Source organism: Bradyrhizobium sp. 63_E2_N1_3, assembly GCF_052076005.1.
In the GTDB taxonomy this organism is placed as follows: domain Bacteria; phylum Pseudomonadota; class Alphaproteobacteria; order Rhizobiales; family Xanthobacteraceae; genus Bradyrhizobium; species Bradyrhizobium barranii.
The window spans coordinates 515,157-539,597 of sequence record NZ_CP197235.1 but is presented as its reverse complement, the minus strand read 5'-3'; the positions used below and the strand labels follow the sequence as shown (position 1 = coordinate 539,597).

The following is a 24,441-nucleotide window of genomic DNA, read 5'->3' as shown; positions in this document are numbered from 1 at the left end:
CGCGCCCCGGGACGACGGTGTGACCGCAGCTACGCCGGCGGATTCACCTCGTTGCTCGGGCGGCCGAGATCGCGTTCGCGCAAGTAGATGTAGAACCCGGCGCCGATGATGATGGCGGCGCCGATGATGGTGGCAATCGACGGCACGTCGCCGAACACGACGAAGCCGAAGATCACGGCCCAGACGATCATCGAATATTGATAGGGCACCACGACGCTCGCCGGCGCCAGCTTGAGCGAGCGGTTGACGCAGAACAGCGCCGTCACCGAGACGCACCCCGCCATTGCGAAGATCGCGAGGCTGCCCGGTGTCGGCGGCACCCAGTGGAATGCCGACAGCACAGCACCCAGCGAGAACGTGCCGATGAATTGCGACGACGCCATCACGATGTCGGGCGTCTTCCGCAGGCTGCGCGTGATCAGCATCAGGGTCGCAAACGACAGACTGCCGCCGAGCGCGATCAGCGCCGGCAGGCTGACCGTCTGGGCCGACGGCCGTAACGCGATCAGCACGCCGCAGAAGCCGATCAGGATCGCCGTCCAGCGCCGCCAGCCGACCTTCTCGCCGAGGAAGATCGCCGACATCGCGGTGACGAAGATGGGGCCGGCGAGATAATAAGTGATGACGTCGGCGAGCGGCAGATAGACCGTCGCGAGGAAGAAAGCGGCCACTTCCAGCGTCGACAGCACGACGCGAAACAGCTGCAGGCGCGGCCGCTCCAGATGCAGGAACTGGTGACGCTGCCGCCAGACCAGCGGCGACAGCAGCAGCAGCGCCGCGCAGGCGCGCAGGAACAAGAGCTGCCCCACCGAATACGTCCCGACCAGGAACTTGCCCATGGCGTCGCCGAACGAGAACATGAAGATCGACAGCACCATCAACGCAATGCCGGCCAGGCGTGCGGAGCGGTCGTCATAGGCGGAGAGATTCTTGAAGAAGGGCATTGGCGCCGTTTTAATCACGTGGGCGCGCCGGACAAGCCCGCATCTGCCGATTGAACGGATTGTCGCACTCTTCGCGGCGCGATAGCGATAGGCGCCTCCCCAACTAGAGAGCATGGACATGACCGACTTCGACCCGACGCGGCATCGCATGATCCCCGCGCAACGCTGGTTTGAGGATTTCGTGGTCGGCGAGCGCTTCGTGCTGCCGAGCCGCACCCAGACCTCGGCGGTGTTCGCCGCCTTCCAGACCGCGAGCGGCGACACTCATCCCGTGCATTACGACGTGGAATATTGCCGCAGCCGCGGCATGCCGCATCTGCTCGCCCACGGCTTCCAGACCTTGATCCACACGGCGCCCGGCGCAGGCCTGTTTCCGTTCATGGTCGAGGACTCCCTGGTCGGCTTCCTCGAGCAATCGAGCCGGTTCCTCAAACCGGTGTTCGCCGACGACACCATCTATCCCGCGCTCGAGGTCACGGAGCTGGTGCCGGGTCGCACGACCGGCGCGGTGACGCTCAAAAGCACCGTATTCAACCAGCGCAAGGAGCTGGTGCTGGAGGGGATGCAGAAATTCCTGATCCGGAGACGGCCTGCGGGTTAAGCACGGGGTCAAATTCGCGGAAATTCGGCCGATTCAGGGATAAGTCCGGGTTGCCGCGCGGGACCACCTGCCCTACCTATGGCCCATGAAATTCCTCGACGAAGCAAAGGTCTATATCCGCTCCGGTGACGGCGGGAACGGCTGCGTGGCGTTCCGCCGCGAGAAGTTCATCGAATTCGGCGGTCCTTCCGGCGGCAATGGCGGCCGCGGCGGCAACGTGGTCATCGAGGTCGCCGACGGCCTCAACACGCTGATCGACTACCGCTACCAGCAGCATTTCAAGGCCCAGAAGGGCGAGAACGGCTCGGGCTCGGACCGCCATGGCGCCAACGGCAAGGCGATCGTGCTGAAGGTCCCCGTGGGCACGCAGATCTTCGACGAGGATCGCGAGACCCTGATCCACGACTTCACTGATGTCGGCGAGAAGTTCGTGCTGGCCGAGGGCGGCAATGGCGGCTTCGGCAACGCGCATTTCAAATCGTCGACCAATCGCGCGCCGCGCAACGCCAATCCCGGCCAGCCCGGCGAGGAGCGCTGGATCTGGCTGCGGCTGAAACTGATCGCGGATGCCGGCCTGGTCGGCCTGCCCAATGCCGGCAAATCGACCTTCCTCTCCAAGGTCAGCGCGGCGAAGCCGAAGATCGCCGACTATCCCTTCACCACGCTGCATCCGCAGCTCGGCGTCGTGAATTCCGACGGCCGCGAATTCGTGCTGGCGGACATTCCCGGTCTGATCGAAGGCGCGCATGAAGGCGCCGGCCTCGGCGACCGCTTCCTCGGCCATGTCGAGCGCTGCCGCGTGCTGCTGCATCTCGTCGACGCGACCTGCGAGCACGCGGGCAAGGCGTATAAGACGGTTCGCAACGAACTCAATGCCTATGGCGGCCTGCTCACCGACAAGATCGAGATCGTCGCGCTGAACAAGATCGACGCGGTCGGGCCGGACGAGTTGAAGAAGCAGAAGGACCGGCTGAAGCGCGCCGCCAAGAAGACACCGCTGCTGCTCTCCGGCATCACCGGCGACGGCGTGAAGGAAGCGTTGCGCGCGCTTGTCGAAGTGATCGGCGAGGCCCCGGTATCGGCCAAGGCGAAGAGCGCGGCCGAAGCGGAGCCGTGGTCGGCTTGAACTCTCTCCCCACGGTCGTCCCCGCCTAGTGCGCAATTGCGCACGGGGAGCGGGGACCCATACCGCGTGATCTTTCGATTGCGGACGGTTGTAGTACCGAACAACGAGCCTTCGCAAAACTACGTCTTGGGGTTATGGGTCCCTGCTTTCGCAGGGACGACAGCGGAATGCGCGGCCGCGGGCACGCGTATCGCTGGCTTGTCATCGCGCCCGCGATAGCGCAGCATTAAAAAATCAAGAAACGGCAGGGGCGAAGCATGGCGCGCGCGAAGAACGTTCTCTGGATCATGTGCGACCAGCTTCGCTACGACTATCTCGGCTGCACCGGCCATCCCACGCTGAAAACGCCCAACATCGACGCCATGGCCAAGCGTGGCGTGCTGTTCAGCAAGGCGTATGTGCAGTCGCCGATCTGCGGCCCGTCGCGGATGTCGTTCTACACCGGGCGCTACATGCGCTCGCACGGCTCGCACTGGAACGGCTGGCCGCTGCGCGTCGGCGAGCCCACGCTCGGCGACCACCTCAAAAAGATCGGCGTGCGCAACGTGCTGGTCGGCAAGACCCACATGGCGCCCGATCTCGAGGGCATGAAGGCGCTCGGCATCCCGCCGGAATCGATGATCGGCGTTCACGTTGCCGAATGCGGGTTCGAGCCTTATGAGCGTGACGACGGCCTGCATCCAACGGGACGGCCGCGCCCGAAATACGATGAGTACCTGCGCAGCCAGGGATTCGAGGCGACCAATCCCTGGGAGCATTGGGCGAATTCCGGCGAAGCTGGCGACGGCTCCCTGCAGAACGGCTGGCTCCTGGTGCATGCCGACAAGGCCGCGCGCGTGCCGGACGAGCACTCTGAGACGCCCTACATGACGCGGCGCGCGATGGACTTCATCAGCGAGGCCGAGACCGACGGCAGGCCGTGGTGCCTGCATCTGTCCTACATCAAGCCGCACTGGCCCTACATCGCGCCCGAGCCCTATGCGAGCATGTATTCGACCGATGACATGATCCCGGCGATCCGCTCCGAGCGCGAACGCCAGAATCCGCATCCGGTGTTCGGCGCTTACATGGACATGCGCTACTCCCGCAACATGGCGCGCGACGAGGCTCGCGAGAAGGTGATCCCGACCTATATGGGCCTGATCACCCAGATCGACGACCAGATGGGCGTGCTGATGAAGTTTTTGGAGGCGCGCGGCCTGCTGGACACCACCATGATCGTGTTTACCTCCGATCATGGTGATTATCTCGGCGATCACTGGATGGGCGAGAAGGATCTGTTCCACGAACAGTCGGCGAAGATTCCGTTGATCATCATCGATCCGTCGAAGGAAGCCGACGCCACGCGTGGCGCGCGCAGCGACGCGCTGGTGGAAGGCATCGATCTCGCGCCGACCTTCGTCGATTATTTCGGCGGCAAGGTGCCGGGCCACATCCTCGAAGGACGCTCGCTGCTGCCGCTGCTGCGCGGCGAGAGGCCGTCCGACTGGCGCAAGGTCGCGTTCTCTGAATACGACTACGCCATGCAGGATGTGCGGCTGAAGCTGAACCAGCCGATCGAACGCTGCCGCCTGTTCATGGTGTTCGACGGCCGCTGGAAATACATCCACGCCTCCGGCTTCCGCCCGATGCTGTATGATCTCGAAACCGATCCGGAGGAATACGTCGATCGCGGCGACGATCCGGAATGCGCCGCGATCATCGCGAGGCTACAGGCCGAGCTGTTCGACTGGGCCCTGCATCCCAACGACCACATCACCACGCCGCGCGAGAAGATCGCGAACTATGCCGACAACCAGCTCCAGGTGAAGGGCGGCATTTTGATCGGCGTCTGGGATGAGGCGGAGCTTGCGTCGATCAAGGACGGGATCGCGCAACGCGCGAAGCTCTAAAACCCTCATGGTGAGGAGGCGCGAAGCGCCGTCTCGAACCATGCAGGCCCCCGCTGCTACAGCCGGGCCTTTCATCCTTCGAGACGCCGCTCCGCGGCTCCTCAGGATGAGGGGATAGAGTAGCGCGCGGCATTCAATTCTCGATCTTGTACCCCGTCGCCTTCACGATCGGCTGCCAGAACGCCGTGTTGGCGGCGAGCTCCTTGGTCAGGCCATCCGCGGTGCTGCCGACCGGGATCAGCCCGATCGCGGTGAGCTTCTCCTTCACCTCGGGCCTGGCGAGCGCCGCACTCGCGGCGGCGCCGAGCTTGCTGGCGAAGTCCGGCGGGCTGCCGGCGGGAAGCCACATGCCGTACCAGGCATCCGCGACGAGATCGATGCCGCTCTCCTTCAGCGTCGGAACCTCAGGTGCGAACGGCGAACGTTCCGCGCTCGCGACCGCGATGATCTTCACGCCCTTGGCGCGGTGCTGCGGCAGCGCATCGGCCAATGTCACGATGCCGAACGACAGATGGCCGCCGATGAGATCGTTGAGGATGGGCGCGCTCCCGCGATAGGGCACGCGGGTCAAGGGAATGCCGAGATCCTTCTCGAGCTTGGAGCCCATGAAATGCGGAATGGTGCCGTTGCTCGGCACCCCGAACGACGTCTTGTCCGGATGCGCCTTCAGCCACGCCACGAATGACTTGAAATCGGCAGCGTCAATCGCCGGGCCGATCACGACTGCGAATTCGAACCGCGCCAACAGCGACACCGGCATGAAATCCCTGGCCGTGTCGAAGCTCGGCGTCGTCTCCACCATCGGCAGCAGGTACATGGTGGGGCCCGTCGTCACCAGCACCATGCTGCCGTCGGCACTCGCGCCCTTCACCGCCTTGATGCCGATCAGGCCGTCGCCGCCGGTACGGTTCTCGACGACGATGGTCCGTTGCAGCGCCGGCGCCATCTCCTGCGCGATCAGCCGGCACAGCGTGTCGCCGCCCGCTCCCGCCGCGAACGGGAAGATCATCTTTGTCAGCCCGGCCTGCGCTTGCGATCCGCCCGCCTGCGCCAACAGCGGCAACCCGAGACATCCGGCGATGAAGTTGCGGCGATCCATCGGTTTCCTCTTTGAGCCCATTATGGTTGGCGACAATTAGAGCCAGACGCGTGTCCCGGACAAGCGCCGTTTACCATTTTAGCCGCCTTGCGCCGGCCATCGTCCTGCTGCAAAAGCAGGCCTTAACCGGCGCCGCCTGTCGCTCCGCCGTTTCCGATGCAGAGCAATCCGTCACACGCGCCAACGCATACACACATGGCCAGCCCCGAACTCAGTCAATTCCGCCGCATCGTCGTCAAGGTCGGCTCCGCCCTGCTGGTCGATTCCGACAAGGGCGAGGTGCGCGCCTCCTGGCTCGCCGCGCTCGCCGACGACATGGCCAAGCTGCATCGCGAGGGCCGCGATGTGCTCGTGGTGTCCTCGGGCTCGATCGCACTCGGCCGCAGCCGCCTCAAGCTGCCGCGCGGCCCGCTGAAGCTGGAGGAGAGCCAGGCGGCCGCCGCCGTCGGCCAGATCGCGCTGGCGCGGATCTGGTCGGAGGTGCTCGGCGCCCACGGCATCGGCGCGGGGCAGATCCTGGTCACGCTCCAGGACACCGAGGAGCGCCGCCGCTATCTCAACGCTCGCTCCACCATCGGCAAGCTGCTGGAATGGCGCGCGATCCCCGTCATCAACGAGAACGATACGGTCGCCACCAACGAGATCCGCTACGGCGACAATGACCGCCTCGCCGCGCGCGTCGCCACCATGGCGAGCGCCGATTTGCTGGTGCTGCTGTCCGATATCGACGGGCTCTACGACGCCCCGCCGAAGAACAATCCGAACGCAAAACTCATTCCCGTGGTCGACAGCATCTCCTCCGAGATCGAGGCCGTGGCAGGCGACGCCGAGTCCGAGCTGTCGCGCGGCGGCATGCGCACCAAGGTCGAGGCAGCCAAGATCGCGACCACAGGCGGCACGCATATGCTGATCGCCTCGGGCAAGATCGAGCATCCCCTGCAGGCGATCGCCGACGGCGGCCGCTGCACCTGGTTCCTGACGCCGGCCAACCCCATCACCTCGCGCAAGCGGTGGATCGCGGGCACGCTGGAGCCGAAGGGCACGCTGACCATCGATGCCGGTGCCGTGACGGCGCTGCGTGCCGGCGCCAGCCTGCTGCCGGCCGGTGTGATCAAGGTCGAAGGCCAGTTCGCCCGCGGCGATGCCGTGATCGTGCGCGGTCCTGATACCAGCGAGGTCGGCCGCGGCCTGATCGCCTACGATGCCGAGGTCGCCGAGCGGATCAAGGGCCGCTCGTCCCCGGACGTGATGGCCATCCTGGGCATCAGCGGGAGGTCCGAGATGATCCACCGCGACGATCTGGTGGTGGGTGGGTAAGGACGAGCAAGTCCGCCAACTATTGCATGTCGTCAGAGCCGATATCCTGGCGGCCGTGCATCACGCGGACGATCTCGACTCCATCGGGCAGCGGGACATAGAAGATCACGTAATTGCCAACGGGGAAGCTGCGCAGGCTGTCGCGCAATTCTCGCCGTTCGCGGCCAGCCAAGGGATTTTCCACGAGCATCTCGAAAATCTCGCCGATGCGCGCGATCTGCTTGTCGGCCGCCCGAACGCTGTCCGACGCGATGAAATCCCAGATCGAATCTAGATCTTGGTCGGCTTGTGGGGCCTTGCGGAATCTATTCGCCACGTTTGCGCGCGGCCAGTCGCTGCCGTCCCCGCGCCTTGATGTCGTTCATCCATTCCTGGACATCGACCTCTTCCATTGGTCCGCTGTCAAACCCCTTCTGGATTTCCTCCCGCAGCGCCTCCAGCTTGACCCTGCGCCGCTCTTCACGCTCCTCGACTAGGCGAAGGCCTTCGCGCATGACCTCGCTCGCGGTGGCATAGCGGCCGCTCTCGACCAGATCGTCGATCAGGTCCTCGAAATGCTTTCCAATGCTGTAGCTGCTCGCCATGGAACGGCTCCGTTATCAAGTAATGATATTTATTGATATTTGAGCGCCTCGCAAGGATCCGTCCGGCCTCGGGGGCAACCAGGCCATTGGCCGACCGGGCGGCGCGAACCGGGCCCCAGCCATACCCTCCCGACCCTTCGCAGACGCGGGATTTCCGTGCTAGGACACTGCCTTAGCAGAAGGTTGAACTCTCCATGGCCGCCCCCCTCAAAGCCGTCGACGGCAATGCCGATCTCCAGGCGCTGATGTCCGATCTCGCCGCCCGTGCCCGCGCTGCCGCGCGCGTGCTGGCGCTGGCGCCGCCGGAGCAGAAGAACAGGGCGCTCGGGGCCATGGAGCGGGCGATCCGCGCGAACTCTGCCGCGATCCTTGCCGCCAATGCCGAGGACGTCGCGGAGGCCCGGGCCTCGGGCACCATGATCGCCTCATTCATCGACCGCCTGACGCTGACACCTGCGCGCGTCGAGTCGATGGCCGAGGGCATCGGTATCGTGCGCGGCATCGCCGATCCGATCGGCATCGTCACCGAGAGCTGGCAGCGGCCGAACGGCATGACCATCGAGCGCGTGCGCGTTCCGCTCGGCGTCGTCGGCGTGATCTTCGAGAGCCGGCCGAACGTTGCGGCGGATGCCGGCGTGCTGTGCCTGAAATCCGGCAATGCCGTGATCCTGCGCGGCGGCTCCGACAGTTTTCGTTCGTGCCGCGCGATCCATGAATGTCTCGTCCAGGGCCTGCGTGACGCCGGGCTCCCCGAAGCTGCGATCACGCTGGTGCCGACGCGCGACCGCGCGGCGGTCGGCATGATGCTGTCGGGGTTGAACGGCGCCATCGACGTGATCGTTCCGCGCGGAGGCAAGAGCCTCGTCGCGCGCGTCGAGCAGGAGGCCCGCGTGCCCGTGTTCGCGCATCTCGAAGGCGTCAACCACGTCTATATCGATGCCAGCGCCGACCTCGCCATGGCGAAGTCGATCGTGCTCAACGCCAAGATGCGCCGCACCGGCGTCTGCGGCGCGGCCGAGACGCTGCTGGTCGATCGCGCCGCGGCCGCCAAGAACCTGAGGCCGCTGGTCGAGATGCTGATCGAGGCCGGCTGCGAAGTGCGCGGCGACGACGCCGTGCAGAAGACCGATGCGCGCGTCAAGGCTGCCAGCGAAGACGATTGGGACACCGAATATCTCGACGCGATCATCGCGGCGAAGGTGGTGGACGGTGTCGACGGCGCAATCGCGCATATCCAGAACCACGGCTCGCACCACACCGATGCGATCGTGAGCGCGGATGAGGCTGCTGCGAAGAAATTCCTGAGCGAGGTCGATTCCGCGATCGTGCTGCACAATGCCTCGACGCAATTCGCCGACGGCGGCGAGTTCGGTTTCGGCGCCGAGATCGGCATCGCCACTGGCCGATTCCACGCCCGTGGTCCTGTCGGCGCCGAGCAGCTCACGAGCTTCAAATATCGCGTCCACGGCACAGGTCAGACGCGGCCGTAAGTCATGTCGCGAGGCGTGGGGCATTGAGTAACAATTTCGTCGCGCCACGTTTCTTCGCGCAGGCCATTCCGCCCTACACCGAAGGCATGCGCGTCGGCCTGCTCGGCGGCTCGTTCAATCCACCGCACGAGGCCCATCGCGCCATCAGCCAGTTCGCGCTGAAACGCCTCCGACTCGACCGCGTGTGGTGGCTGGTGACGCCGGGCAATCCGCTGAAGGAGAACGGCACGCTGCATGAGCTCGGCGCGCGCATGCAAGCCGCGCGCGACGTCGCCGACGATCCCAGGATCGAGGTGACCTGTCTCGAATCCGTCATTCGTACCCGCTATACTATCGACACGATCAACACCTTGCGCCGCCGCCTCAGCGGCCTGCGCTTTGTCTGGATCATGGGCGCCGACAATCTCGCTCAATTCCATCGTTGGCAGCACTGGCGGCGCATCGCCGACCAGGTGCCGATTGCGGTCATCGATCGCCCGCCGCAGAGTTTTCGCGCCCTCGCCTCGCCCGCTGCCCAGGCCCTTGCACGCTACCGCGTGCCCGAGACGGACGCGGCATTGCTTCCGGATCGGCCAGCGCCGGCCTGGGTCTTTCTGACGGGGTTGAAACTGAACCTGTCCTCGACCGGCTTGCGGAACCCGGACGGGAGCTGGAAAGGTCCGAAGTGAGACGGAGTGTGTGGACGTTGTGGGGATTTCAGACTCTCTGGCATATTGAAACCCTTAACCCCACATGATGTAGTGTAACCAGTGAGCGTCGGATTCGGCGTTCGCGATACAGTGAAAGGAATGGTCCCTGACCACATCTGTATTGTCCAAGTCTGTTTTACCCAAGGTAGCGAAACCGGCGCGTAAAACATCGACCAAAGCTGCGGCCTTGAAGGCGCAACCCGACGCCGACAAGACGCTGAGCCTGATCCTCTCCCGCCTCGACGACATGAAGGCGGAAGAGACGGTCACCATCGACCTTCGCGGCAAATCGGCGTACTCCGACTACATGATCGTCACCACCGGCCGGGTGAACCGGCACGTCGGCGCGATCGCGGACAACGTCGCCAAGGGCCTCAAGGAAAACGGCATCAGGAACATCCACGTCGAGGGCTTGCCCAATTGCGACTGGGTGCTGATCGATTCCGGCGATGTGATCGTGCACGTGTTCAGACCCGAGGTCCGTGAGTTCTACAATCTCGAGAGATTGTACACGCAGGGCCCAGGGGCGGCGAAGGCGATCTAGGCTCATCGAGCCGATTTCGAATCGGCTGACGCGCATGCTAGCGTCGTGCGCGCGCATATTGCGCGCGGTCTCGAAACACGACCTGAAGATATCATGCGCGTTGCTGTCATTGCGGTGGGCCGGCTGAAGCAGGGCCCCGAACGGGAGCTTGCCGACCGCTATTTCGAGCGGTTCGACGAAGCCGGCCGCAAGCTCGGATTCCGCGAGCTCACCATCCACGAAATCCCCGAAAGCCGCGCGCGCGACACCGCGACACGGATGGCCGAAGAGGCCGCGGCGATTGGTGCGCACATCCCGGAAAAATCGATCCTGGTGGCGCTGGACGAGCGCGGCCAGAATCTCGACTCCACCGTATTCGCACGGCACCTCGGTCGCTGGCGCGACGAGGGTGCCGGACATACTATCTTCGTGATCGGAGGGGCGGACGGACTTTCGCCCGAATTGCGCCGTAAGGCCAAGCTCGCGATCGCGTTCGGCTCTGCGACCTGGCCGCACCAAATGGTCCGCGTCATGCTTCTGGAACAGCTTTATCGGGCCGCCACCATTCTGGCCGGCCACCCCTATCACCGCGCGTGATGCGCGCACAACGAGCACCTTTGCGTAAAGCGATGCGAGCGCCGATCCTCAACCTGCTGCTGATCGCCGGCGTCACGGGCGCAAGCCTCGCGCAAGCTCAGACGCAAGGTCCGATAATTGCGCCCGCGCCACAGACGGCGGCCGCCTCGCCCGATGCGATCAAGCAGCGCGAGCAGGAGCTCGAGGCCGCCCGCGCGAGGCAGAAGAGCGCCGAGGAAGCGCAGGCCAAGCTCAAGGCCGAAATCACCTCGCTCGGCCAGGACCGCACCCAGCTCAATCAGCAGCTGATCGATACCGCAGCCAATGTGCGGGCCGTCGAGACCAAGATCGACGAAGCCGAAGCGCGGCTGCGCTCGCTCAACGGCCGCGAGCAGCAGATGCGCACCTCGCTGGAGTCGCGCCGCGCCGACATCGTCGAGGTGCTGGCGGCCCTGCAGCGCGCCGGCCGGCGCACGCCGCCGGCGCTGTTGGTGCGGCCAGAAGATGCGCTGCAATCACTGCGCACCGCCATGCTGCTCGGCGCCGTGGTGCCGGAATTGCGCGGCCGCGCCGAGAAGCTCGCCGGCGACCTCGGCGAGCTCGTGGCCTTGCGCAAGAACATCGCCGCCGAACGCGACCAGCTTGCCACCGACCGCGACAAGGTCCGCAACGACCAGACCCGGCTGACCGCCCTGGTCGACGAGCGGCAGCGTCAGCAGGCGTCGCGCGAAAAAGACCTAGACGCCGAGAACTCGCGCGCCATCGCGCTCTCCAGGCAGGTCGGCGATCTCCAGGGGCTGATCACCAAGATGGAGCAGGATCTGCAGAGCGCCGCCAAGGCCGCCGAGAAGGCGGCTGAGGCCGCCAAGCAGGCCGAGGCCAAGGCGGCCGCCAGCGCCAAGCCCGGTCCGGGCACTTTCAAGGACCGGTCCCGGACCACCCCGGCGATCGCCTTCGCGGCGGCCAAGGGGCTCCTGCCTCTCCCGGTTAACGGTAACAAGATCAGGGATTTTGGCGGTTCCGACGGGGTCGGCGGTGTCCAGAAGGGCATTTCGCTGGCAACCAGGCCCGGCTCCCAGGTCACGACGCCGTGTGATGGCTGGGTTGTCTATTCCGGCCCGTTCCGCAGCTATGGACAACTCTTGATCCTCAACGCCGGGGGCGGGTATCATGTCCTGATCGCCGGGATGGAGCGCATTTCGGTTAACATCGGTCAGTTTGTGCTCACGGGGGAGCCGGTCGCGACCATGGGATCGACCTCACAAGTCGCCTCCATTCTCGCCACGAACGCGAGTCAACCTGTGCTGTATGTCGAGTTCCGTAAGGACGGCACTCCAATCGATCCAGGCCCATGGTGGGCCGCAAATGAAGGCGAGAAGGTTCGCGGATGATGCGCAAGACTTCAGTTATCCTCCTCAGCGCGGCCACCGGTGCTGCGCTGACGCTGTTCGTGACCCAGCCGCGCGCGGTCTTCATGGGCTCCAGCGCGCGAGCCGCAACTGCAGACACTTATCGCCAGCTCAATCTGTTCGGCGATGTGTTCGAGCGCGTGCGCTCGGACTATGTCGAGAAGCCCGATGACACGAAGCTGATCGAATCCGCCATCAGCGGCATGCTCACCGGCCTCGATCCGCATTCGAGCTACATGGACGCCAAGAGCTTCCGCGACATGCAGGTGCAGACCCGCGGTGAGTTCGGCGGCCTCGGCATCGAAGTCACGATGGAGGACGGCCTGATCAAGGTGGTCTCGCCGATCGACGACACCCCCGCTTCGCGCGCCGGCGTCATGGCCAACGACATCATCACCAATCTCGACGACGAAGCCGTGCAGGGCCTGACCCTGAACCAGGCGGTCGAGAAGATGCGCGGTCCGGTCAACACCAAGATCAAGCTCAAGATCATCCGCAAGGGCCAGGACAATCCGATCGACGTCACCCTGGTGCGCGACAACATTCGCGTCCGCTCGGTGCGCGCGCGCATCGAGGCCGACGACATCGCCTATATCCGCATCACCACCTTCAACGAGCAGACCACCGAAGGCCTGAAGCGCGAGGTCGCCAACCTCTCGAATCAGATCGGCGACAAGCTCAAGGGCTACATCATCGATCTCCGCAACAACCCGGGCGGCCTGCTCGAGGAAGCGGTCACCGTCTCCGACTCGTTCCTGGAGAAGGGCGAGATCGTCTCGACCCGTGGCCGCAATGCCGAGGAGACCCAGCGCCGCACCGCGCATGCGGGCGACCTCACCAAGGGCAAGCCTGTTATCGTGCTGGTCAACGGCGGTTCGGCTTCGGCATCGGAAATCGTCGCCGGCGCGCTGCAGGACCACAAGCGCGCGACCATCGTCGGCACGCGCTCGTTCGGCAAGGGCTCGGTGCAGACCATCATTCCGCTCGGCTCGGGCAACGGCGCGCTGCGCCTGACCACGGCGCGCTACTACACGCCGTCGGGCAAGTCGATCCAGGCGAAGGGCATCGTGCCCGACATCGAAGTGCTCCAGGATGTGCCGGACGAGCTGAAGTCGCGCACCGACACCAAGGGCGAGGCTTCGCTGCGCGGCCATCTCAAGAACGACGGCGACGAGAAGACCGGCTCGCAGTCCTACGTCCCGCCGGACGCCAAGGACGACAAGGCGCTCAAGCTCGCGGACGACCTGCTCCACGGCATCAAGAACAGCGCCTCCGCGGCGCCGACGCCGGGCGACAACAAGGCCACGACCGACAAGCCCAAAGCGGCGAACTAAGTCGGCGCGTCACCTCATCTCTCGAAAAGGGCGGCTCCTGGAGCCGCCCTTTTTGCTTGGGGCTCCTGCTACCCCCGGCCTATCCCGGCCTGACGCCGCTTGACCTCGGCGTGGTATCGTCGGCGGGAGTGATTCGGGATCTCGCATGACTGAAACGGCCGATGATCTGAGCGCCCCGCTCGGACAGGACAAGCCGCGCCGGAAACGGCGGCTGCGGCTGCCGTTCACAGCCATGCAGGCCCTCACGGTCATGCTCGGCCTGTTCCTGGTCGCCTTCGCCGGCTTCGCCATCTTCAACAAGGATCCGCTCGGCGGTGAGCCGATGACGCGGATTGCGATCCGCGAGCCCAGGGCCACCGACGAGAAGCCGGCCGCCGCGAGCCTTGGCCAGGAGAGCAAGCCAGAGAGCAAGCACGAGGCCAAGGAGGCGCCGAAGCAGGCGGGCGAGCAGAAGACCGTCACCATGATCGACGGTTCCACCGGCACGCGCCACGACGTGGTGATCGGTGGCGGCGATGCCGCCGACAAGGGGGACGCGGCAGCCGCCTCCGCCCCTCCGCCCGTCATGGCCGGGATCGACCCAAAACTGCTGGAAAAATCGCGCTACGGCATGATCCCCGTGACGGCCGAGGGCGCGAAGCCGTTCAACGTCTACGCGGCGGATGCCGACCGCGCCAAGGCGGCAAAGATGCCTGTGGTCGCGATCCTGATCGGCGGCCTTGGCGTCGGCGCGGCCAAGACCACCGACGCGATCATGCGGCTGCCGCCGGCGGTGACGCTGGCCTTCACGCCCTATGGCGCCGATCCCGGCAAGCTCGCCGAGCGGGCCCGCGCCCAGCGGCACGAGATCTTCCTCCAGATCCCGATGGAGCCCTACGACTTCCCGGACAACGACCCGGGCCCGCAGACGCTGCTGACCTCGCTCACCACCGACCAGAACATGGACCGCCTGTACTGGCACCTGAGCCGGATGCAGGGCTATGCCGGCCTCACCAATTTCATGGGCGCCCGTTTCGTGGCGACCGACGCCGCGATGCAGCCGATCATCCGCGAGGCGGCCAAGCGCGGCCTCGGCTTCTTCGACGACGGCTCCTCGCCGCGCAGCATCGCGCCCCAGGCCGCGGGCAGCCAGGCGATGCCGTTCGGCAAGGGCGATATCGCGATCGACGTGGTGCCGACCCCGGCGGAGATCGACCGCGCCCTGAACAAGCTCGAATCGATGGCGCGCGAGCGCGGCGTTGCAATCGGCACCGCCTCCGCCCTGCCGGTCTCGATCGAGCGCATCGGCAGCTGGACCAAGACATTGAGCGACCGTGGTATCCTTTTGGTGCCGTTGACAACCGCGATGCTGAAATCAAAATCTAGCTAAATCAACGGATTGGTACGTTACGGGCCCTCGGGACCGGCATACCCACCAAAAGCACGCGAGAGGTCTGGCGGAATGGCACGTTACGAGGATCTGCCCTACCGTACCTGCGTCGGTGTGATGCTGATCAACATGAAGGGTCTGGTGTTCATCGGCCGCCGCGCCGGTGGCATCGAGCATGTCGACGACGCCCATGTCTGGCAGATGCCGCAGGGCGGCGTCGATCCCGGCGAGGACACCTGGGATGCCGCCAAGCGCGAGCTCTATGAGGAGACCAGCGTGCGCTCGGTCGAGCGGCTCGGCGAGGTCCCGGACTGGCTCGTCTACGACATCCCGCGCACGGTTGCCGGGCGCGCCTGGAAGGGCCGCTATCGCGGCCAGCGCCAGAAATGGTTCGCGGTCCGGTTCACCGGCAAGGACAGCGAGATCAATGTCGAAAAGCCCGGCGGCGGCCACAAGGCCGAGTTCGTGAGCTGGCGCTGGGAGCCGATGAAGAACCTGACCGGTTTGATCATCCCGTTCAAGCGCCCGGTCTATGAGCGCGTGGTGAAGGAATTTTCCGCGCTGGCGGATGAATAAATCAAATCGTCATCCCGGGTTCGGTGCTAATGCATCGCCGGAATGACGATGAAAGACGCGCGCGTGACCAATCAAAAACCCTACCGTCCCAACGTGGGGATCGCCCTCTTCAATGCCGATGGCCGCGTGCTGATCGGCCACCGCTTCAAGGGCGACGGCCCCGAGATCATCCTGCCGGGCCTCGACTGGCAGATGCCGCAAGGTGGTGTCGATGAGGGCGAGAACCTGCGCGATGCGGCGCTGCGCGAACTTTGGGAAGAGACCAGCGTCAAGAGTGCGGACTATCTCGGCGAGACAGACTGGCTGACTTACGAGTTCCCGCCCTACGACGGGCCGCAGACGCATCGGCTGGCGAAGTTCCGCGGGCAGCGCCAGAAATGGTTCGCGCTGCGCTTCACCGGCCGCGATGACGAGATCGATCCGCTGACGCCGCGCAACGAACAGCCCGCGGAGTTCGACGCCTGGCGCTGGGAGCGGCTCGACCGCGTCACCGAGTTCGTGGTGCCGTTCCGTCGCGACGTCTACCGCGCGGTCGCGCAGCAGTTTGCGCCCTTCGCAAACTAAAACCGCGAAAACAACCCCATGCACAGTAGCCGGCGATTGCCGGCGCGATGCGCGGTGGTTGTGGCGAAGTTTTTGAAGCGTCAAAGAGAATCGGCCGCGGGGCACAAGCGGCGTGGCGGCCTACGTCCAGCAAGCTCTAATTCGTCGGTCCGACCGTGAACGGGCCGATCGCGATGACGTGGCAATCGCTGTCGCGCTTGGCGCAGTCGGCGAGCGCGGAGTTGACGGCGGTCTGCTCGTCCGCCACCTTCAGGCCGAGGCCCGGCCGGCCCGCGGTTCCGACCGCGACCGCGTTCCAGCCCATGCCATCGGCGAGCTTGCGTACGACCTCGGCCCGCGCGTCGGCGGCGATCGAGGCGTTGGAAGCGGCATGGAAGAAGCCGGTGATCCTGAGCAGGGTCGGGATCGGCACGACGAAATTGTCGTCGACCGCGACGATCAGACAGGCCATGCCGGCGATGGCGCCGCACGATTCCAGCGAACGCCGCGCCGAATCGTCGACGGATGACGCGCCCAGCACCATGAAATATTGACCGCCCGGGCCGAGCGCGATCGCGCGGGATTTCGCCGCCGGCACGAACATGTTCTCGAGCCGGACTTTTGCCGGATCGCGCACCATAGGAAAATCCTTCGGCACGAAGGCCCGCTCGGTCATGGCGTCGTGGCGCACCCAGGGCTGCGGCGGCATCGGCGGCTTGCCGTGCGTGTAGACGACGTCGTTGCCGACCGCATAGAGCTCGCAGCGCCGCGGCGATTGCGCGGCATCGGCGCGCTTCTGGCATTGCTCGAGCGCCATGTTGCGCGCGGCTTCCTCGGTCGGCTGGTTCAACGCCGCGCCTGTGAAGCCGCCGACATTGAGCGCGAAGGCCTTGTAGTCGCCGGAGGCGGAATAGTCGCCAGCCAGATAGTTGCGGATGCGCTCGTTGATGAAGGGCACGCTGTCGGCGGCCAGCTTGCCCGATAGCGGCGCGGCGGATGGTGAGGACGCGGGCATCGGCGCCATCGCAGCGCCGGCTGGGCTCATCGGAGCCATCGGCGCCTTTGCCATCTGGGTCGGCATCGGGCTCGGCGCCACGGCATCTGCCGCTGGCGCTGCGCTTGGCATTGCAGCACTTGGCGTCGCGGCCGGCGCGACTGCGGCGGTGACCGTCTGCTTGAGCTTGGTGTTGTAGAGGAAGCCGGTGACAAGGATGGCGACGACCGAGACGACGGCGACCACCAGCGGCCACATCCAGACGGGTGCCGCGGCCAGCTTGGAGGCGGGCTTCTTCAGTTTCGGCGTGGCGTAAGTGCCGTCCTCGCGCCGCATCGCCACCATGTAGGCATGCACCGGCGTCGGGATGTTCTTGATCTCCTGCGCGCCGATGTCGGCGAACTGCACCGACAGCTTGTTGGCGACCTGCTCGTGCACGGCGCGGGAGACGCAAATGCCGCCGACCTCGGCGAGGCCTTCGAGCCGGGCGGCGATATTGACGCCGTCACCGAGCAGATCGCCGTTGCGCTCGACCACGTCACCGATGGTGATGCCGATGCGGAACGACATCTGCCGGCTCGGCGGATAGGCCATGTTGCGGGTTCGCAGGGATTCCTGGATGTCGATCGCGCAACGCACCGCATCGACCGCGCTCGGAAACTCCGCGAGCACGGCGTCACCCGCCGTGTTGAAGATGCGGCCGTTGGCCTTCGCGATGAAGTCGTCGACGACCTCGCGATAGGAGGCGAGACGCCGCAGCGTCTCCTCTTCGTCTTCCGCGACCAGTCTTGAGTAACCGGCAATATCGGCTGCGAAAATCGCTGCGATCTTGCGTTTCATCTGCTGCCAGCCCCGAAACAAATTCGCGGGCGCAGAATGCCGCTATCGGCGGCGCGGTGCAACAAAGTTTCAGCGCCCGCCACTTTCGTGACGAGCGCTGAACCTGTTCAGGAATTTTTAGCTTGAGCCCCGGAGCAGTGCACCGGGGCTTAGTGCATAGCCGTGCTGTTGAGCTGCTGCTGGATGCTCTTGAAGTGGTCGAGCCGCTCGATGGCCTGATCGAGCTCGCCGCCCTCGTGCTCCTTCAGGCCGTCTTCCATCTCGGAGATGGTCGCGGCGAACTGGGCACGGTCGAGTTCGTCGAGCGACGTCGCGACGTCGGCGAGCACGGTGAGGCCCTTTTCGGAGACTTCGGCGAGACCGCCGAGCACGATGATCTTCACGTGCCTGCCGCCCGTGGTCACGGTGAGGATGCCGGGCCGGATCGCAGCCACGACCGGCGCATGTCCCGCCAGCACGCCGAAGTCACCCTCGACGCCGGGGATATCGACCTGATCGACCTGGCCCGAGAATGCGAGCTTTTCCGGCGAGACGAGATCGAAGTGGATGGTGGCCATTGGAAACCTGCGAATGGTGAGTAGCGAACGCGCGAGTGACGAGCAGCGAATGGCGAATAGATTCTACTCGCCACTCCCTATTCGCTATTCGCCGGCTTAGGCGGCTTCCGCCGCCAGCTTCTTGCCCTTCTCGACTGCCTCTTCGATGGTGCCGACCATGTAGAAGGCGGCTTCCGGCAGGTGGTCATACTTGCCTTCGCAGAGGCCGCGGAAGCCCTTGATGGTATCCGCGAGGTCGACGAACTTGCCGGGCGAGCCGGTGAAGATTTCGGCGACGTGGAACGGCTGCGACAGGAAGCGCTCGATCTTGCGGGCGCGGGCCACCGTCAGCTTGTCCTCTTCCGAAAGCTCGTCCATGCCGAGAATGGCGATGATGTCCTGGAGCGACTTGTAGCGCTGCAGCACCTGCTGGACCTGACGCGCGGTGTCGTAGTGCTCCTGACCGACGACGAGCGGCGAGAGCATGCGCGAGGTCGAGTCGAGCGGGTCCACCGCGGGGTAGATGCCCTTTTCCGAGATCGCGCGGTTCAACACCGTGGTCGCGTCCAGATGCGCGAACGAGGTCGCGGGCGCCGGGTCGGTCAAGTCGTCGGCCGGAACGTAGATGGCCTGCACCGAGGTGATCGAGCCCTTCTGCGTGGTGGTGATGCGCTCCTGCAGCGCGCCCATGTCGGTGGCGAGCGTCGGCTGATAACCCACCGCCGAAGGAATACGGCCGAGCAGCGCCGACACTTCCGAGCCGGCCTGGGTGAAGCGGAAGATGTTGTCGACGAAGAACAGCACGTCCTGGCCCTGGTCGCGGAAGTGCTCGGCGACGGTGAGACCGGTGAGGCCGACGCGGGCGCGGGCGCCCGGCGGCTCGTTCATCTGGCCGAACACCAGCGCGCACTTGGATTTCACGCTCGGATCCGGATTGTGCGGATCGGCGTTGACCTTGGACTCGATGAACTCGTGATAGAGGTCGTTGCCTTCGCGGGTACGCTCGCCGACGCCGGCGAACACGGAGTAACCACCGTGCGCCTTCGCGACGTTGTTGATCAGCTCCTGAATCAGCACGGTCTTGCCGACGCCGGCGCCGCCGAACAGGCCGATCTTGCCGCCCTTCGCATACGGAGCAAGAAGATCGACGACCTTGATGCCGGTGACGAGAATTTCAGCTTCGGTCGACTGGTCGGTGTAGCTCGGCGCTTCCTGGTGGATGGCGCGGAGACCTTCGGACTTGATCGGGCCGGCTTCGTCGATCGGCTCGCCGATGACGTTCATGATGCGGCCGAGCGTGCCGTCACCCACCGGAACCGCGATCGGCTGGCCGGTGTCGGTCACTTCCTGGCCGCGCACCAGACCTTCGGTCACGTCCATCGCGATCGTGCGGACGGTGGACTCACCGAGATGCTGCGCAACTTCCAGCACGAGGCGGATGTTGCCGTTCCGGGTTTCCAGCGAATTGAGAATGGCGGGCAGGTGGCCCTCGAACTGCACGTCGACGACGGCGCCCATGACCTGGGTGACGCGACCGACCTGGTTAGCTGCTGTAGCCATGAATAGCTCTCCTTCGAAATTCTGGACTTGAACGACCGTCGTTTGGTTCGTGCGTCAGACCGCCTCGGCGCCGGAGATGATCTCGATCAGCTCCTTGGTGATCTGGGCTTGACGGGTTCGGTTGTAGATCTGGGTTTGCTTGCGGATCATTTCGCCGGCATTGCGGGTGGCGTTGTCCATCGAACTCATCTGCGCGCCATAGAACGAAGCGTTGTTTTCCAGCAGCGCGCGGAAGATCTGCACCGCGATGTTGCGCGGCAACAGGCCGGACAGCAGTTCGTCCTCCTCCGGCTCGTAATCGTAGGACGTCGTCGGCGCGTTCGCCGCCTTTTCCTCGACGACCAGCGGGATGATCTGCTGCGCGGTCGGGATCTGGGCGATCACCGACTTGAACTGCGCGTAGAACAGCGTGCAGACGTCGAACTCACCGTTGTCGAAACGGGCCAGCACCTTCTTGGCGATGTCCTCGGCGTTGACGAAGCCGAGCTGACGAACGCTACGCAGGTCGAGGTGCTCGACGATCTGCTTGTCGAACAGGCGGCGGAGCTGCTCATAGCCCTTGCGGCCGACACAGAAGAATTTCACTTCCTTGCCCTGCGCGATCAGCGCCTGGGCGCGCTCGCGGGCGAGGCGCACGATCGAGGAGTTGAAGGCGCCGGACAGACCGCGCTCGCCGGTGCAGACCAGCAGCAGGTGGACCTGGTCCCTGCCGGTGCCGGCCAGCAGCGCCGGCGCGCCGGGCGAACCCGCAGCGGCGCTGGCGATGTTGGAGATCACCGCGCTCATCTTGTCGGCATAGGGCCGCGCCGCCTCGGCCGCTTGCTGGGCACGGCGCAACCTCGACGCCGCGACCATCTGCATCGCCTTGGTGATCTTCTGCGTCGCCTTGGTGGAGGCGATGCGGACGCGCATGTCTTTAAGTGACGCCATTCTTCGTCCCCGACGATCCGACCCTTTGGCCTGATCGCAAACCTATCCAGTCGTCATGCCCGGGCTCGCCCCGGGCATCCACGCGGTGCCTCACACGCCGTTAGACGTGGATGGCCGGGACAAGCCCGGCCATGACGGCATTTACGCGAAGCTCTTCGCGAAGCCTTCGACCACCGACTTCAGCTTGGCGGCGGTGTCGTCGGAGAGATCGCGGCTGTCGCGGATCGCGTTGAGGATCTCGGCGTTCTTGCCGCGCAGCAGCGACAGCAGACCGTCCTCGAACGCGCGCACCTTGTTGAGCGGGAGCGGATCGAGATAGCCGTTGGTGCCGGCCCAGATCACGCAGACCTGCTCTTCCATCTTCAGCGGCGCGAACTGCGGCTGCTTGAGCAGCTCGGTCAGGCGCGAACCGCGGTTGAGCAGGCGCTGGGTCGAGGCGTCGAGATCGGAGCCGAACTGCGCGAACGCCGCCATTTCGCGGTACTGCGCGAGCTCGCCCTTGATCTTGCCGGCGACCTTCTTGGTGGCCTTGGTCTGCGCGGACGAACCGACGCGCGACACCGACAGACCGACGTTCACCGCGGGACGGATGCCCTGGAAGAACAGGTCGGTTTCCAGGAAGATCTGGCCGTCGGTGATCGAGATGACGTTGGTCGGAATGTAGGCCGACACGTCGTTGGCCTGGGTTTCGATGACCGGCAGCGCCGTCAGCGAGCCCGAGCCCTGGTCCTTGTTCAGCTTCGCCGCGCGCTCGAGCAGGCGGGAGTGCAGATAGAACACGTCGCCCGGATAGGCTTCGCGGCCCGGCGGGCGGCGCAGCAGCAGCGACATCTGACGGTAGGCGACGGCCTGCTTGGACAGATCGTCATAGATGATGACGGCGTGCATGCCGTTATCGCGGAAGTACTCGCCCATGGTGCAGCCGGTGAACGGCGCGATGTACTGCATCGGAGCCGGATCCGAAGCGGTGGCGGCGACGATGATCGAGTATTCGAGCGCGCCCTGCTCTTCCAGCACCTTCACGAACTGGGCGACGGTCGAACGCTTCTGGCCGATCGCGACGTAGACGCAATACAGCTTGATGTTCTCGTCCGGCTGCGCGTTGAGCGGCTTCTGGTTCAGGATGGTGTCGAGCGCGATCGCGGTCTTGCCGGTCTGACGGTCGCCGATGATCAGCTCGCGCTGGCCACGGCCGATCGGGATCAGGGCGTCGATCGCCTTGAGGCCGGTCGCCATCGGCTCGCTCACCGACTTGCGCGGAATGATGCCGGGCGCCTTGACGTCGACGCGCATGCGCTTGTCGGCCTGGATCGGGCCCTTGCCGTCGATCGGGTTGCCGAGCGCGTCGACGACGCGGCCGAGCAGGCCCTTGCCGACCGGCGCGTCCACGATGGCGCGGGTGCGCTTGACGGTCTGGCCTTCCTTGATCTCGCGGTCGGCGCCGAAAATAACGATACCGACGTTGTCGGTTTCGAGGTTCAGCGCCATGCCGCGGGTGCCGTTCTCGAATTCGACCATTTCGCCGGCCTGGACGTTGTCCAGACCATAGACGCGGGCAATACCGTCGCCGACGGACAGCACCTGTCCGACTTCGGAGACTTCAGCTTCCTGGCCGAAATTCTTGATCTGGTCCTTCAGGATCGCGGAAATTTCCGCGGCGCGGATGTCCATCAGCCTGCCTCTTTCATCGCGTGCTTGATCGAATTGAGTTTGGTGCGAAGCGAACTATCGATCATGCGGCTGCCAAGCTTGACCACGAGGCCACCGATGATCGAGGGATCGACCTTCACGTTGAGCGCGACGTCCTTGCCGGTCACCGACTTCAGGGCAACCTTGAGGGCGTCGAGATTCTTGTCCGAAAGCGCCTCCGCCACGGTGACGTCGGCCGTCGTCTCGCCCTTGAACCTGGCGACGAGGGCGCGATAGGCGCGAATGACGTCAGCCACCGCGAACAGGCGGCGGTTGGCGGTCAGGACTTTCAGGAAATTGGCGGAGATGCCGGCGATGCCCGCCTTGTCCAGAACGGCCGAGAGGGCCCTGGACTGGGTATCGGCCGCAAACACCGGGCTGCGGACGAGGCGCGTCAGATCGGCGCTTTCGCTCAGCAAGCCCTCGAATTTATCGAGATCGGCTTTGACCTCGTCGACCACATTCTGGTCGCGGGCCAGTTCAAACAAGGCCGTTGCATAACGGCCGGACACACCGGAAACGGACGTATCTTCTGCAGCCACAGACGCGCTCTTTTTGCTGTCAAACTCGCAAGGGAAAAACCGTCGCCACAAAGCGGCGCCAAGCGATCCAAGCCCTTGGAATTCAAGCGGGACTTCGATTTTCGGCCGACACGGGAGGTGCCGGGTCCGTTAAAATCGCGGCTTTGCTAACATAGCAGGCGCGCACGTGCAACATGACGCCAAATTAAAGGCACGACCTTCTGTCGCCAGTTCGTCGCAGCCGACGGCACCGCGACAGCGGCCTGCCACGTCGCGGAATGACGCGCCCCCTCGGCGGCATCGCGGCCATTCGTTCCTGCCCTCAGCGCATAGCGGCCATGAACACGAATCGCTGAGGCGTGAGTCGGACGTGACGAGCGGCCTCCCCTGAATACTTTCCTAATTCTAAACATGAAGTATAATGACCTCGTTTTACAGTATTAATGAGTAATAAAATAGTTAAATAATTGTTAAAGCGAAAGATTCCAGAACATCGGCTGCAACATTGATGCCAATCACAGAATATTTCATGACGACACAGAACGGATTTACTGCCCAATTCACGCCTCATTAGGAATCGAAACGCGATCCCGCTCACAGACTTACGGGGGCTCCACTTGCCACATATGTGGCAATACTAGATTAGGGACCACTAAATGCTGTCTTTGAAGACGCTGGGCTCCGTGCCCCGGCCGCGCACGGCGATCGCTTTCGTTGCCGCCACTCTCCTCGTCGGTGGAACCGCCACCGAAGCTTCTGCCAAATCCCGGCATCACCACCGGTACTCTCACCATCATCACCGCCACCACGCCCAGAGCGATGCCAACACGACCTCCGATTGGCGCAACGCCAACGCGTCGATGACGCCGTCGTCGGGCACGGGCCGCAGCTTCTCCGGCATGGCCTCCTATTATGGCAACGAATCCGGCAGCCGGACTGCATCGGGCCAGCGCTTCAACCAGAACGCCATGACCGCAGCGCACCGTTCGCTGCCGTTCGGCACCAAGCTGCGCGTCACCCATGGCGGTTCGAGCGTCATCGTCACCATCAATGACCGTGGCCCGTTCATTCGCGGCCGCGTCCTCGACCTCTCCACGGGCGCTGCCCGCGCCATCGGCCTCACCGGCGCCGGCGTCGGCCGCGTCACCGCGGAAGTCGTCTCCTAAGGCGCCACCAGCGCCTCACCGACAAAGCGCAAATCTCGCCATCGTCCGCGGACGTGTGAGCGGCGAGACCAGTTCGGGCGAAACAAGCCCGCCGTCTTGGGGGACGGCGGGCTTTTTGATTCTTTCGTCATTG

General features: G+C 64.8%; 24 protein-coding genes. 14 read left to right on the top strand and 10 right to left on the bottom strand.

Annotation, left to right across the window (positions count from 1 at the left end; genetic code table 11):
• Nucleotides 1-29: 29 nt before the first annotated feature.
• Complete coding sequence (locus tag AB7531_RS02540; protein ID WP_063980438.1) at nucleotides 30-944, bottom strand: DMT family transporter; 915 nt, start codon at nucleotides 942-944, stop codon at nucleotides 30-32.
• 118 nt (nucleotides 945-1,062) lie between these two features.
• On the opposite strand from AB7531_RS02540, the gene AB7531_RS02535 reads away from it, so the two are divergent.
• From AB7531_RS02535 to AB7531_RS02525, 3 genes are all read left to right on the top strand, one after another.
• Entirely contained in the window at nucleotides 1,063-1,545 is a 483-nt protein-coding gene (locus tag AB7531_RS02535) for a MaoC family dehydratase (protein WP_014490587.1), read from the top strand.
• Between the two features lie 85 nt (nucleotides 1,546-1,630).
• The gene (gene obgE, locus AB7531_RS02530) at nucleotides 1,631-2,671 is read left to right on the top strand and encodes a GTPase ObgE (RefSeq protein WP_063980437.1); all 1,041 of its coding nucleotides are present in this window, start codon (nucleotides 1,631-1,633) and stop codon (nucleotides 2,669-2,671) included.
• Nucleotides 2,672-2,928: 257 nt separating this feature from the next.
• Nucleotides 2,929-4,563, top strand: a complete 1,635-nt coding sequence (locus AB7531_RS02525) for an alkaline phosphatase family protein (protein ID WP_063980436.1) — start codon at nucleotides 2,929-2,931, stop codon at nucleotides 4,561-4,563.
• A gap of 133 nt (nucleotides 4,564-4,696) precedes the next feature.
• On the opposite strand, the gene AB7531_RS02520 is transcribed toward AB7531_RS02525, so the two are convergent.
• Nucleotides 4,697-5,662: a Bug family tripartite tricarboxylate transporter substrate binding protein gene (locus AB7531_RS02520; RefSeq protein WP_063980435.1), complete on the bottom strand. Its 966-nt coding sequence runs from the start codon at nucleotides 5,660-5,662 to the stop codon at nucleotides 4,697-4,699.
• A 195-nt stretch (nucleotides 5,663-5,857) separates the two neighbouring features.
• On the opposite strand from AB7531_RS02520, the gene proB reads away from it, so the two are divergent.
• The gene (gene proB, locus AB7531_RS02515) at nucleotides 5,858-6,979 is read left to right on the top strand and encodes a glutamate 5-kinase (RefSeq protein WP_028149988.1); all 1,122 of its coding nucleotides are present in this window, start codon (nucleotides 5,858-5,860) and stop codon (nucleotides 6,977-6,979) included.
• Between the two features lie 19 nt (nucleotides 6,980-6,998).
• Here the strand turns inward: proB and AB7531_RS02510 are convergent, their stop codons facing one another.
• Both AB7531_RS02510 and AB7531_RS02505 read right to left on the bottom strand, forming a co-directional pair.
• Nucleotides 6,999-7,295: a type II toxin-antitoxin system RelE/ParE family toxin gene (locus tag AB7531_RS02510; RefSeq protein ID WP_063980434.1), complete on the bottom strand. Its 297-nt coding sequence runs from the start codon at nucleotides 7,293-7,295 to the stop codon at nucleotides 6,999-7,001.
• On the bottom strand, nucleotides 7,285-7,563 hold the full coding sequence (locus AB7531_RS02505; RefSeq protein ID WP_063980433.1) for a type II toxin-antitoxin system ParD family antitoxin: 279 nt from the start codon (nucleotides 7,561-7,563) through the stop codon (nucleotides 7,285-7,287). The genes AB7531_RS02510 and AB7531_RS02505 overlap by 11 nt, the downstream gene beginning before the upstream one ends.
• A gap of 194 nt (nucleotides 7,564-7,757) precedes the next feature.
• Here AB7531_RS02505 and AB7531_RS02500 point away from each other — a divergent pair, with 194 nt between their 5' ends.
• The 9 genes from AB7531_RS02500 (at nucleotide 7,758) to AB7531_RS02460 (ending at nucleotide 16,093) form a co-directional block, all read left to right on the top strand.
• On the top strand, nucleotides 7,758-9,053 hold the full coding sequence (locus AB7531_RS02500; protein WP_063980432.1) for a glutamate-5-semialdehyde dehydrogenase: 1,296 nt from the start codon (nucleotides 7,758-7,760) through the stop codon (nucleotides 9,051-9,053).
• A gap of 23 nt (nucleotides 9,054-9,076) precedes the next feature.
• Nucleotides 9,077-9,721: a nicotinate-nucleotide adenylyltransferase gene (locus tag AB7531_RS02495; protein WP_063980431.1), complete on the top strand. Its 645-nt coding sequence runs from the start codon at nucleotides 9,077-9,079 to the stop codon at nucleotides 9,719-9,721.
• Between the two features lie 208 nt (nucleotides 9,722-9,929).
• On the top strand, nucleotides 9,930-10,286 hold the full coding sequence (gene rsfS / locus AB7531_RS02490) for a ribosome silencing factor (protein ID WP_014490594.1): 357 nt from the start codon (nucleotides 9,930-9,932) through the stop codon (nucleotides 10,284-10,286).
• 93 nt (nucleotides 10,287-10,379) lie between these two features.
• Nucleotides 10,380-10,862 carry a 23S rRNA (pseudouridine(1915)-N(3))-methyltransferase RlmH gene (gene rlmH / locus AB7531_RS02485; protein WP_014490595.1) on the top strand — a complete coding sequence of 161 codons (483 nt, stop codon included), beginning with the start codon at nucleotides 10,380-10,382 and terminating at the stop codon, nucleotides 10,860-10,862.
• A 32-nt stretch (nucleotides 10,863-10,894) separates the two neighbouring features.
• The gene (locus AB7531_RS02480) at nucleotides 10,895-12,232 is read left to right on the top strand and encodes a murein hydrolase activator EnvC family protein (protein ID WP_063980429.1); all 1,338 of its coding nucleotides are present in this window, start codon (nucleotides 10,895-10,897) and stop codon (nucleotides 12,230-12,232) included.
• A complete protein-coding gene (locus AB7531_RS02475; RefSeq protein ID WP_014490597.1) occupies nucleotides 12,229-13,584 on the top strand; it encodes a S41 family peptidase in 1,356 nt (451 codons plus the stop codon). Before AB7531_RS02480 ends, AB7531_RS02475 begins: the two co-directional genes overlap by 4 nt.
• 145 nt (nucleotides 13,585-13,729) lie before the next feature.
• Nucleotides 13,730-14,953 (top strand): divergent polysaccharide deacetylase family protein, encoded by a 1,224-nt coding sequence (locus AB7531_RS02470; protein ID WP_063980428.1) that lies wholly within the window; start codon nucleotides 13,730-13,732, stop codon nucleotides 14,951-14,953.
• Nucleotides 14,954-15,025: 72 nt separating this feature from the next.
• A complete protein-coding gene (locus tag AB7531_RS02465) occupies nucleotides 15,026-15,529 on the top strand; it encodes an RNA pyrophosphohydrolase (protein WP_063980427.1) in 504 nt (167 codons plus the stop codon).
• Between the two features lie 63 nt (nucleotides 15,530-15,592).
• Complete coding sequence (locus tag AB7531_RS02460; protein WP_063985996.1) at nucleotides 15,593-16,093, top strand: RNA pyrophosphohydrolase; 501 nt, start codon at nucleotides 15,593-15,595, stop codon at nucleotides 16,091-16,093.
• 136 nt (nucleotides 16,094-16,229) lie between these two features.
• Here the strand turns inward: AB7531_RS02460 and AB7531_RS02455 are convergent, their stop codons facing one another.
• From AB7531_RS02455 to AB7531_RS02430, 6 genes are all read right to left on the bottom strand, one after another.
• Entirely contained in the window at nucleotides 16,230-17,906 is a 1,677-nt protein-coding gene (locus AB7531_RS02455) for an adenylate/guanylate cyclase domain-containing protein (protein ID WP_063980426.1), read from the bottom strand.
• 149 nt (nucleotides 17,907-18,055) lie between these two features.
• On the bottom strand, nucleotides 18,056-18,463 hold the full coding sequence (locus AB7531_RS02450; RefSeq protein WP_063980425.1) for a F0F1 ATP synthase subunit epsilon: 408 nt from the start codon (nucleotides 18,461-18,463) through the stop codon (nucleotides 18,056-18,058).
• A gap of 96 nt (nucleotides 18,464-18,559) precedes the next feature.
• Nucleotides 18,560-20,002 carry a F0F1 ATP synthase subunit beta gene (gene atpD / locus AB7531_RS02445; protein WP_063980424.1) on the bottom strand — a complete coding sequence of 481 codons (1,443 nt, stop codon included), beginning with the start codon at nucleotides 20,000-20,002 and terminating at the stop codon, nucleotides 18,560-18,562.
• Between the two features lie 54 nt (nucleotides 20,003-20,056).
• Nucleotides 20,057-20,932, bottom strand: a complete 876-nt coding sequence (locus tag AB7531_RS02440) for a F0F1 ATP synthase subunit gamma (RefSeq protein ID WP_063980423.1) — start codon at nucleotides 20,930-20,932, stop codon at nucleotides 20,057-20,059.
• 141 nt (nucleotides 20,933-21,073) lie between these two features.
• Complete coding sequence (gene atpA / locus AB7531_RS02435; protein WP_063980422.1) at nucleotides 21,074-22,603, bottom strand: F0F1 ATP synthase subunit alpha; 1,530 nt, start codon at nucleotides 22,601-22,603, stop codon at nucleotides 21,074-21,076.
• A complete protein-coding gene (locus tag AB7531_RS02430; RefSeq protein ID WP_063980421.1) occupies nucleotides 22,603-23,163 on the bottom strand; it encodes a F0F1 ATP synthase subunit delta in 561 nt (186 codons plus the stop codon). Before AB7531_RS02430 ends, atpA begins: the two co-directional genes overlap by 1 nt.
• Before the next feature lie 635 nt (nucleotides 23,164-23,798).
• On the opposite strand from AB7531_RS02430, the gene AB7531_RS02425 reads away from it, so the two are divergent.
• Nucleotides 23,799-24,308, top strand: a complete 510-nt coding sequence (locus AB7531_RS02425; protein WP_028150468.1) for a septal ring lytic transglycosylase RlpA family protein — start codon at nucleotides 23,799-23,801, stop codon at nucleotides 24,306-24,308.
• Nucleotides 24,309-24,441 lie beyond the last annotated feature (133 nt).